The sequence below is a fragment of the Streptomyces sp. CB02058 genome, assembly GCF_001905505.1.
GTDB lineage: Bacteria > Actinomycetota > Actinomycetes > Streptomycetales > Streptomycetaceae > Streptomyces.
Genome location: NZ_LIPG01000004.1, coordinates 319,998 through 330,215 on the forward strand (window position 1 = coordinate 319,998; position 10,218 = coordinate 330,215).

Below are 10,218 nucleotides of genomic sequence, written 5' to 3' on the forward strand. Positions count from 1 at the left end.
CGTCACCCCGCGAGCCCGAACGAGCGGAGCCCGGCCGCGACGCGCTCCACGCCCTCCACGGTCCGGATCGTCGGATTCATGGCCTGGCCGCTGAGCAGGACGTACCGCTTGTGCCGTACCGCGTCCATGTTCTTCGTGACGGGGTTGGACTCCAGGAACTCGATCTTCTTCGCGGCGCTCTCGGCCGTCTGCGACTTCCGGGTGAGGTCGCCGATGACCAGGACGTCGGGGTTCCGGTCGGCGACGGTCTCCCAGTTGATCTGGGGCCATTCCTCGTGGGTGTCGTCGAAGGCGTTCTCCGCGCCGAGTTCCCCGGTGATGATGCCGGGGGCTCCGCAGCAGCCCGCCATGTAGGGGGCCTCGGAGTTGGCGAACCAGTAGAGCAGGCTCGTTCCGGACGCGTCGATGTCCTTGGTCGCGGCACCGATCCGGGCCTGGAGCCGGGCGACGAGCGAGTCGCCCCGCTCCGGTACGCCGAACACCCGCGCGAGCTCGCGTACTTCGGTGTAGACGCTGTCCATGGTGAGCGGTTCCGTACGGGAGCCGTCGCCGCTGCCGCTGTTGTCCTTGGCGGTGCAGTCGGCGGGCGAGATGTACGTCGGCACTCCGAGGTCCTCGAACTGCTCGCGCGGCGCGACGCCGCCCTTGCCGAGGGTCGATTCGAAGGAGGCGCTGACGAAGTCGGGTTCCAGGGCGAGGACCTTCTCCGAGGAGGGGCGGTTCTCCGCGATGCGGGGGATCTTCGCCTCGGCCTTCTCCAGGCCCTTCATCACGGGATCGGTCCAGGTGGAGGTCCCGGCGAGCCGGTCGGCGAGGCCCAGGGAGAGCAGGATCTCCGTCGATCCCTGGTCCAGGGAGACCGCGTGGCGCGGTGCGGAGTCCACGGTGACGGTGCGTCCGCAGTTCTTCAGCGTCACCGGGAATCCGGCGGCGCTCCCGCCCGGTGCGGCGTCGGTGGTACCGGTGCCCCCGCATGCGGTCAGCAGGACAAGTCCCATGAGGACAGGGGTGGTTCGGCGTACGGTGCTGGATATGGGCGGCACAGGGTCCCTCGGCGTCTCTGGGCTCATGCGCGGAGCCCGTACGGAGTTCCGCTCCCGGGTACGGAAGCGGGTGCCAGCAGGTCTTCGGACTCGGGTTCGTCCGGACGGGGCGCCTTCCCGGGGCACCCGAGGGTGTCCCAGTGGCCGTGGCCCCGCCCGTCCCCCTCACCGCTGCGCGTCAGCTCCGGATTCGCACCGGATTCCCTGACTCCACGTGGAGTGTGACTGGCGTCTGCAAGCTATCACGCGACGTGACGGCGGCTTCGGCGGCCGGTGCGGATCTCGCTCCCGGGGCCCTGGCGGTGGGACGGGCGAGGCCGGCACAGCGGGCAGCGGCGATACGGCGGGCAAGGCCGGTACGGCGGGCGGGACGTCGTCCTCCGTACCGGCCGGCAGGTCCTCGGGCGGGTCAGCCCTTGGGGCGAACCGATTCACCGCGGCGTGTGCGCGGTCCCTCGCCCACGCGGGCGAGCACGGACACCGTGCCCCAGTAGGCCAGCAGGACCGCGCTCGTGCCGAGGATCTCCAGGCCCTCCGCGACGCGGTGGCCCATCGGCCGTGCCTCGCGGGCCGGGGGCGCGGCGCTCATCGGGCGTCCGCCGGACCGCTGTTCCAGGGGCCCCTGGGATCGTCGTAGGCGTCGGCGTAGCCGGGGCCCGCGATGGGCCAGTCGGCGAGCAGCTCGGCGGGCAGGGCGAAGGAGTCCGCGAGTTGGGGGGTGTGCGCGGCGACGGCGGTGATCAGCTCCTCGGCGGTCTCGGCCAGTGCCTCGGTCTGACCGGCGCTCAGCAGGCCCGCGGCCAGCAGGTCGCCGCTGTTGCGGGCGACCCACTCCACGGCGAACAGCCGCTCCAGTTCCCCCAGCCGCTCCCTGGCCGCCCCCTCGGGCAGTGCGGCGCGGGCCTCGGCGTAGGCCTCGGCGGCGTGCCGGTAGGCATAGGCCTCGACGCCCCGGACAGCGGGCCCGGACGCCGCGTTCCACTGCGCGAGTACGTCGGTGCCCGGTACCCGCTGCGCCCGGGCCCTGGCGCGGTCGAACCAGATGTCCTCCAGCGCGGCGAGGAGCCGGACCAGGAAGCGCGGGTCGGCGAGGTCGCCGGGCTCCGGGACGGGGCCGGTCCCCTCGCGCCCGGGCTCGGCGGGGACCCGGCCGGGCCCGCCCGGCTCGGCAGGGGCACCGCCGGTCCCGGCGGAGAGGAGCAGGTCGGCCGCCGCCTTGGCGTAGAGGGCGATGTTGTCGCCCTCGGCCGTGATGGCGCCCTCCACACCCGTGACGAGTTCGGTCATGCCGTTGTTCTCCAGCAGCGCCTGCGCACCGCAGCGTTCACGGCTCTCGACGATGACCTCCCGGGCCCGCCATGTGATCCATGCCTTGGCGACGTCGACGAGCGTCCCCGCCTCGGCCCTGCCGTCCTCCGTACAGCTCTCCCAGCGCTCCTGTGCCCGGCGGTGCAGCAGGCTCATGGCGAAGACCGTGGCCATGGCCGAGGCGAGCGGCCCGTGGTGGGTGCGGTGGGCGTTGACCGGGACGGGCGGTGTGCGCCGGGAACCGGAGATCATCCGGTGGCCCCCGTAGCGCACGGCGACCGCCAGGGTCGCGCGGGCCGAGCCCGCCGCGCAGGCGCTCATCGAGACGCGGCCGTGGATGACCCTGCCGATCGAGGTCAGGAAGCGCCTCCGCCTGTCCCCCGGTGCCGTCCTGAACTCCCCCTGGGCGCCCTCCTCCCGGTCGGCTCCCAGCAGGGCGTCGCGTGCCACGAAGAGCCGGTCGAAGGAGGTCAGGCAGTGGTCCACGGGGCTGCCCATCCGGGCAGGCAGCCGCCGCACCCTGATGCCGGGCAGCGCGCGCTCGTCGTCGGTGAGCGGCACCAGGAAGAGGCGCACCCCGTGGTCGGAGCCGTCGGCCACCAGGCGTGCGGCGACCAGTCCGGACTTGGCGCCGCCCGCCGGGCTGGTGTTGGGCATGAACTTCTGCGCGCCCGCGTTCGGGGTGTGCAGGACGAATCCGTCCCGTTCGCGGTCGTAGGTCGCCGTGGTCTCCATGGCCGCCGCGTTGTTGCCGTGTGCCACCTCCGTGCACAGGAACGTGCCGATGCGGCGCAGGGACAGATAGTCCGACAGATCGCGGTGGCCCGCGCCGTCCTGATCGAGGAGGCTGCCGAGGAAGAGGTTGTAGTGGATGCCCGCGACGGTGGTCAGCGCGGGGTCGACCGGACCGAGCCAGGCGTGCAGGGCGGCCAGGGCGCGTGGGTCGGCGGCGAGGCGCGCCCCGCTGTCGAGGGAGAGGTTGAGGACCCGCAACCGGTCGTAGGCGAGTTCCAGTCGCTCTTCGGGCGTTCCCCCGACGGGACGGCGGAACGGTTCTGTGCTGATCAGCCGCTGCCAGAAGCCGTGTTCGCGGCGGTGTTCCGGACCGAGGAGGACGGCGGTCAGCAGTTCGGTGGTGGACGGTGGAGCGGTTTCGGTGAGGGTCACGGTCATACCGGACTGAACGAGGAAGGTGCGTGCGAGGACACCCCCGTCACTCCGATCACCCGGGTGCAGGCGCGCTGGTCAGAGCCGCTGCCAGCTCCTCCGCGTCGGGAGGCAGCGCACCGGTCCGCCGGACGGTCACGGCGGCGGAGGCCACTCCGTGGCGCAGTACGTCGCCGAGGGTGGCGGCGTCCGGCGAGCGCAGCCGCGCACGGGCCTTCGCGCCGAGCAGTCCGTGCGCGGCCAGCGCGTGCAGGGTGCCGGACATGAAGGCGTCGCCCGCGCCCACGGTGTCCGCGACCCGGACGGGCGGCGCCCCGATGGCGACGGTCCCGCCGGGCAGGAACGCCTGGGCCCCCTCGGCTCCCCGGGTGAGCAGGACGACGGCGGGCCCGGAGCGCAGCCAGCGCTCGGCGGCCTTCTCCGGGGCCTCGTGCGGATAGAGCCTGCGCAGGTCCTCGTCGCTCGCCTTGACGATGTCGCTGAGGGCGACGCAGCGCTCGGCTCGCCGGACGGCGGTGGCGTGGTCCCCCATGAGGCCGGGCCGCACGTTGGGGTCGTAGCTCACGGTCGCGGTCGTACGGAGCGCTTCGACCAGGCCCAGGACCGTGTCCGCGCCGGGTTCCAGGGCGGTGGCGATGGACCCGGTGTGGACGTGCACGGGCGGTGACGCGGGCAGCTCGACCGGGCGCAGCGTCCAGGTGATGGCGAAGGCGTAGGCCGCGCGGCCCTCGTCGTCCAGCTCGACGGTGGCGGCCGGGGTGGGCTCCGGGCTCCCGTCCGTCAGCACCCGCACCCCGGCGCCGGCGAGGTGGTCCCGGATCAGCCGCCCGTCGGCGTCCGGACCGAGCTGGGTGATCAGGGTGGTGTCGCGGCCGAGCCTGGCCAGCCCGTACGCCACGTTCGCGGGGCTGCCGCCGGGGTGGGTGCGGTCCGGCCCGCCCGGCGTCCGGACGATGTCGGCGACGCATTCGCCGATGACCAGGAGGGCGGGGCTGTCGGGCATGGGCGCGGGTCTCCTGGGGAACGCGGGCGGGCCGGCCGGTGGAGCGCGGCTGTCACGGGGGCATGGCGCCGCTGATTCTGCCCGGTGCGCGGGAGCCGTGGAGACCCGGGGTTCAGGGGGTTTCCCCGCGCCCCTCGTCGCCGTACCGACGCTCGAACTTCGCGACCTGGCCCTCGGTGTCGACCACCCGCGCCTTGCCGGTGAAGAACGGGTGGCTCTCGGCGGAGATCTCCACGTCGACGACCGGATAGCTGTTGCCGTCGTCCCAGTCGATGGTCTGCTCGCTCGACGCGGTGGACCTGGTCAGAAAGGCGTAACCGGCGGACCGGTCGCGGAAGACCACCGGACGGTACGACGGGTGCTTGTCCTGCTGCATGCCTGCTCCTGGGGGTACGGGGATCTCGCGTCCCGCTCCGGGCCAGCGTCCCGAACCCCGGAGGCGGGCGCGATCGGGGGGCGTCCGTACGGAGCAGTGCTTCAGGCCCCGCCCCACTCGGGCGCCGGAGCGACGGCGGTGCGCCGGGACCAGAGCAGCGCTCCGGCGAGCAGGGCCGCGGCAGCGAGCAGCCAGGGCAGCGGTCCTGCGGGGAGCAGGCCGACGACCAGGCCGGCGGCGGCTCCGGTCAGCTGCTGGGCGAGCGACTGCACGGACAGGGCCGTCGCCCGGCCCGAGGTGTCGACGCGGCGGTGCAGGAGGTCGCTCTCGCTGGGGCCCGCGGAGCCGAGGCCCAGATAGACCAGCCCGTAGCCGGCGGCGGCCAGGGCTGCCGCCGGGGCGCCGGAGGCGGTGACGGTGGCGCCGAGCACCAGCAGGCCGGCCGCACTGGCGCCGAGGCTCACCAGGACCGCGCGCTCCCCGTCCCCCGCGACCCGGGCGACGAGCGGCGCCAGGCGGCTGCCGAGCGCGGAGCAGACGAACCCGGCCGCCGCGAGTCCGGCGAAGAGCACCGCGCCGGACTCCGGGGACCCGGTCAGCACGGCGGCGCGGCCCGGGGTGAGCAGTTCGAGGGCGGCGAGCGCGGTGCCGGCGGCGCCCGTGGTCATCAGGATGCGGCGGATGAGGGCGTCCCCGGCACCCAGTCGCAGACCCGCGCCGATGGCGCCGGGGACGCCCCGCAGGACTCCGCGCAAGGTGGCCGCGGGGCGGGGTGGCTCGGTCAGGGCGGCCAGGACGTAGAAGACGAACACGACGTGGACGGCCGCGCCGAGGAGCACGGGCACGGACAGGGGCAGGACCAGATCGGAGGTGAGGGCCCGCAGGCCCTCCCCGGGGCCGGTGCCGAGGCCGAGCAGCCAGGGCGTACCGCCGCCGACGAGCACACCGAGCGCGATCGCGCCGGACGATGCTGCACTGCCGTGCGCCAGACCCGTACGCAGATCGGCGTCGGGGCCGGCGGTGGCGTGCACGGTGTCGACGTACCAGGCCTCGGCGGGGCCGCTGGACAGGGCCCGTCCCGCCCCCATGAGGGCCATACCGGGGATGATCACCCACGGGGTCGTCCCCAGGGCTATGAGGGCGAGGGCGACGGCGTTGAGCATCCCGGCACCGGCCAGGACCTTGCGGCGGCCGATGACGTCGGAGAGCCCGCCGGTGGGGAGTTCGAGGACGGCCACGGTCAGGGAGTGGGCGGCGTAGGCCGCGGCGACGGCGGCGAGCGTCAGCCCGCGCTCGGTGAGCAGCAGGACCATCGGTGCCAGAGCGAGACCCGCGGGCAGCCAGAAAAGGAACGACACCGTGACGAATCTTCGGCGCGCGGCACGTTCCCCGGGCCCGCCGCCCGGCTGCGGGGTCACGCGGCGTTCCCGGTGCCGGGGGCCTCGTCGCCGGCGGACGCGCCCCGGTCGGCCGAAGGCCCGTCGCCGCCGAGTGCGCCGTCACCGGCCGAAGCCTCGTCGCCGGCGGATGCGCTCCGGTCGGCCGGACCCTTGCCGCCGGCCGGTGCGCGACGGCCGTCGGTGGCCAGCGGGAGTCCGGCGGTGAGCAGCACGACCCGCTCGGCCCGGGGGTCGTGCTCGTCGCGCGCGGTCAGCTCGGCCAGCTTGGCGCCGATCGTGTCCCGGAGCTCGCGGAGGGACTCCGGGGTGAGCAGCGGCATCAGGTCGTCGATCCCCGAGGGGTCGTGCCACTCCTCGCCCAGGCGGCCCGCCTCGATGTCCGCCTCGTGCCGGTCCACCGTCTGCAGCAGGTGCTCGATCTGGCGGCGTCTGCCCAGCACGGTCATGGCCCGGCCCGCCGGGGTGGCCAGCATCGCCGCGTTGTCCGTCGAGGTGACGGAGTGCACCGCCTTCCAGCGGCGCTCACGTCCGTCGCGGTGCTCGGCCTCGGCGACAAAGGCGTACTTGGCCAGCACCCGCAGGTGGTAGCTGGTCGACGCGGAGGACTCCCCGGTCCTGGCCGCCAGCTCACTGGCGGTGGCAGGACCGTGGAGACGCAGGAGTCCGAGCAGTTTCAGGCGCAGCGGGTGGGTGAGCGCCTTGAGTGCCGCCGGGTCCTGCTCGGGGTCGAGCACGCGGTGTGTCGCGTCGTTGTCCATGACCGCAGGTTAGAGCGGTTCGGCACTTTGCCAAATAGTTTTTGCAGAATTTATTTGGGAAACTTGTTCAGCCGGCCGAGGATCCCTCCAGCGCGTCCGCGACCAGCGCCAGGAAGCGCGCGTGGGCCCGCGGGCTGCACAGCGGCTCCGGATTCCACGGCACGGTCCGCACCCGCCGCCCGGCGTCCTGCCACTCCGGTGCGGCGATGTCGTCGAGCGGGACGGCGTTGGACCGTACGTCCGCGAGGACGATGCCGGGTTCCAGGGCCGCCGTCTCCCCCCAGCCGAGGGTGGCCCAGTTGACCCCGGCCCCGTCGGGCGGGGGCACCAGACCGACCCCCAGCTCGGCCAGCACCCGCAGCTCGGGCCACATCTGGGGGCGGGCGACGTACGCCTGCTCCTGGCCGGCGGGCGAGAGGGCCACCACCCTCGGGGCCTGCGGCAAGGCGCTCACGACGGCCCGGAGCCGCTCGCGCGCGGCGGCCGTCCCGCTCGCCTCGTCCGGAGCCCGCTCACCCCCGAGCGCGTGCGCGAGCTCGGCGAAACGCCTGGACACCTGGTCCAGGGTGCGCGCCTGGCCCACGTCGATCACGACGACCGGGACACGCTCCTCCAGGTGCTTGGCGGTGTCCGGGTCCAGTCCGTAGAGCTGGCCGTGACCGTAACTGACGGCCACCACCAGGTCGGGCGCGCCCCGTAACAGCGTCTCCACGTCCAGGTCGTCTCCCGCGCCCCGGTAGTCCACCGTGTCCAGCGGGAGCGTGCCCGTCTTGGCCAGGTCAGGCTCCGGCCCGTCGTGCCCCGAACCGAAGATCCCCTCCGGGTGGATCCCGTAGTCCCACAGCGTCGCGCCCGCCTGGATGTACGCGAGCACCCGGGACGGGCGGCTGTCCGCGGCCGCCAGCTGACCCCGGTCGTCCGCGAAACTCCACGCGCTCTGCTCCGTCATTCCACTCACCCCTCCGAACCGGCGGCCACGGCCCTCGCCCGGGCTCGCCCCTGACTACCTGCCCAGCCCATCGACTCCACACCCCCCGTCGAGCGCCCGAGATAGGTCAGCGGGCCGGGGTCGGGCACGTCGATCACCTCGAAGCCGAGCCGGTCGTAGAAAGCCCTGGCCGGAGTGTTGGCCGTGACCATGGACAGATGGACGGCCGGAACCCCCCGCTCGTGCAGCGCGCCCAGGAAGGCACCCATCAGCTCCCTGCCGTACCCCTTGCGCTGCCACGGCGGCAGCAGGTCGATGTGCAGGTGCGCGGGATACTCGCGGAGCTCCGGGAGGATCATGCGCTCGGGGCGGTACAGCAGCGCCGTCATCGCCTCGGTGAGGTTCCGGGGCTCACCCTCGGGCTCGGGGAAGCGGCCGGTCACCCGGGGCACCCAGGTGTCACGGAAGGCGTCCACGAACCGGGGGGTGTCCGCGGTCCCCAGGACGTAGCCGACCGCCTGCCCCGCGCCGTCGTCGAGGACAAAGGCCAGTTCGGGTTCCAGGTGGGCGTAGGGCTCGGCGAACAGCGCGGGCATGAGTCCGAGGTCCGGGTACAGATGCCGGGAGTCGCCGCCGTTGTCGGCCGTGCGGACACAGATGTCCGCGAGGGCCTCCTGGTCGCCGGGACGGTAGGAACGCACATGGGCGGTCTGTGTCATCGCTCCATCCTTCTCCTTTGGGAGCGCTCCCACAAGGCCCCCGGGCCCCTCAGTCCGCGTCCTGCGCGGGCCGGTTCTCCGTGCGGGCCAGTTCGACGTTGAACTGGGCGCCGGTCAGGAGCGCCAGGTTGGTGAACCAGATCCAGATCAGGAAGACGACCAGGCCGGCCAGCGATCCGTACAGCCGGCTGTAGCTGGCGACGTGGGTGGCGTACAGCGCGAAGCCCGCCGAGGCGATCAGCCACAGGAACGCCGCGAGGACCCCGCCGGGCAGCCCCTGCCGCACCCCCCGCGCGGAGCGGGGTCCCGTACTGAAGAGGACCACGATCAGACAGGCGACCAGACAGAGCAGCACCGGCCATTTGAGGCCCGCCCAGAGCGTCTCGCCCGCCTGGTCCAGGCCCAGCCGGTGGCCGAGCCAGCGCGCCAGGGGGCCGGTCAGCACCAGGGCGAAGGCGCTGGCCATCAGCAGGACGAGCAGGCCGATGGCGGAGACCACGATGATGTGTGCCTGACGCAGAGGGGGCCTGGTGTCCTTCACGTCGTGCATGGCGTGCATGGCTCTGCGGAAGACCGCCAGATAGCTGGAGGCGGACCACACGGCACTCACGCTCCCCGTGACCACCAGGAGCCAGACGGCGGTGCGCTCCTGGGTCGCCGCCTCGAGGGGGCGGCGCAGCGCGGCCCCCGACTCGGCCGGGGCGAAGGCCGTGATGTCGGCGATCAGCGCGTTGGTGGCGCCCGGGTTGGCCAGTCCGATGACGGAGACGGTGACCAGGAGGGCCGGGAGCAGCGCGAGGATGGCGTAGTAGGTGAGGGCCGCGGCCCAGTCGGAGAGGTCGTCGTTCCACAGGGAGACGGGGGTACGGCGCAGAGCGGTGCCCCAGCGCCTCGGCGGCTTCGCGGGACGCCCGGCCTGGGACGGGACGCGTTCCGCGCGGGGGGTGTGGGTCCTGCTGGGCACGCGGATACTCCGGGGGACGTAGGAGAGGCGGACGTCAGGAGGCCGTCACGGGTGCGCGCGGCGTTCTGACGTCCCCCTTTCTCTCATGCCTCGATCCCCTGGCCCTACTCCAGGTGTTCTCAGTCGTTCACCGCGGTGAGCAGCACCACCGAGTCCTCCAGCGCCAGCAGCCCGTGCCGCTCCTGGGGAATGGGGTGCAGTCCGCCCTCCGCGAGGTCCACGTCCCCGGACCCCGCGGTGAGCCGGACCGAGCCGCGCAGCACCTGGAGTGAGGCCGCGGGAGGCGCGTTGTGCTCGTCCAGGGCCGATCCCGCCGTGAGCGCGATCACCGTCTGCCGCAGTGGCTCCTGGCGCAGCAGCAGGTGCGCGCTGCGCCCGTGCGCGTGGGTGCGGGCCGCGGCCAGGTGCTCGTCGGCGAGAGCGTTGAGATCGTCCATACGACCACTGTGCCGCAGCCTCCGCTCCCCCGCTATCGCGTCCCGCGCGGCCAGGCCGCGGTGCCGCCGGGCAGCGGGCCCGACGCGTCCGGCGGGCCGCTCGCGGACGGTCCGG

The 10,218-nt window shown here is 73.7% G+C and carries 11 protein-coding genes and 1 riboswitch; all 11 genes read right to left on the reverse strand.

Going from position 1 to position 10,218, the window contains the following annotated elements; all coding sequences use genetic code 11:
• Window positions 1–2: 2 nt before the first annotated feature.
• The 11 genes from AMK10_RS22050 to AMK10_RS22100 all read right to left on the reverse strand — a co-directional run bounded on the left by AMK10_RS22050 (window position 3) and on the right by AMK10_RS22100 (window position 10,103).
• Complete coding sequence (locus AMK10_RS22050; protein ID WP_107428474.1) at window positions 3–998, reverse strand: ABC transporter substrate-binding protein; 996 nt, start codon at window positions 996–998, stop codon at window positions 3–5.
• Window positions 999–1,101: 103 nt separating this feature from the next.
• A riboswitch (cobalamin riboswitch) is annotated at window positions 1,102–1,288 on the reverse strand.
• Window positions 1,289–1,452: 164 nt separating this feature from the next.
• Entirely contained in the window at window positions 1,453–1,632 is a 180-nt protein-coding gene (locus tag AMK10_RS22055) for a hypothetical protein (RefSeq protein ID WP_073749628.1), read from the reverse strand.
• A complete protein-coding gene (locus tag AMK10_RS22060) occupies window positions 1,629–3,524 on the reverse strand; it encodes an acyl-CoA dehydrogenase family protein (protein ID WP_073749629.1) in 1,896 nt (631 codons plus the stop codon). Before AMK10_RS22060 ends, AMK10_RS22055 begins: the two co-directional genes overlap by 4 nt.
• Window positions 3,525–3,573: 49 nt before the next feature.
• Complete coding sequence (locus AMK10_RS22065) at window positions 3,574–4,521, reverse strand: carbohydrate kinase family protein (RefSeq protein ID WP_073749630.1); 948 nt, start codon at window positions 4,519–4,521, stop codon at window positions 3,574–3,576.
• Window positions 4,522–4,633: 112 nt separating this feature from the next.
• Entirely contained in the window at window positions 4,634–4,897 is a 264-nt protein-coding gene (locus AMK10_RS22070; protein ID WP_073749631.1) for a type B 50S ribosomal protein L31, read from the reverse strand.
• Window positions 4,898–4,998: 101 nt separating this feature from the next.
• The gene (locus tag AMK10_RS22075) at window positions 4,999–6,255 is read right to left on the reverse strand and encodes an MFS transporter (protein WP_338014658.1); all 1,257 of its coding nucleotides are present in this window, start codon (window positions 6,253–6,255) and stop codon (window positions 4,999–5,001) included.
• A 56-nt stretch (window positions 6,256–6,311) separates the two neighbouring features.
• Window positions 6,312–7,055, reverse strand: a complete 744-nt coding sequence (locus AMK10_RS22080; protein WP_073749633.1) for a helix-turn-helix domain-containing protein — start codon at window positions 7,053–7,055, stop codon at window positions 6,312–6,314.
• A 67-nt stretch (window positions 7,056–7,122) separates the two neighbouring features.
• A complete protein-coding gene (locus tag AMK10_RS22085; RefSeq protein ID WP_073749634.1) occupies window positions 7,123–8,004 on the reverse strand; it encodes an ABC transporter substrate-binding protein in 882 nt (293 codons plus the stop codon).
• A gap of 5 nt (window positions 8,005–8,009) precedes the next feature.
• Window positions 8,010–8,702: a GNAT family N-acetyltransferase gene (locus tag AMK10_RS22090; protein ID WP_073749635.1), complete on the reverse strand. Its 693-nt coding sequence runs from the start codon at window positions 8,700–8,702 to the stop codon at window positions 8,010–8,012.
• Between the two features lie 49 nt (window positions 8,703–8,751).
• On the reverse strand, window positions 8,752–9,666 hold the full coding sequence (locus tag AMK10_RS22095) for a YihY/virulence factor BrkB family protein (RefSeq protein ID WP_073749636.1): 915 nt from the start codon (window positions 9,664–9,666) through the stop codon (window positions 8,752–8,754).
• Window positions 9,667–9,785: 119 nt separating this feature from the next.
• Entirely contained in the window at window positions 9,786–10,103 is a 318-nt protein-coding gene (locus tag AMK10_RS22100; RefSeq protein ID WP_073749637.1) for a cupin, read from the reverse strand.
• Window positions 10,104–10,218: the final 115 nt, after the last annotated feature.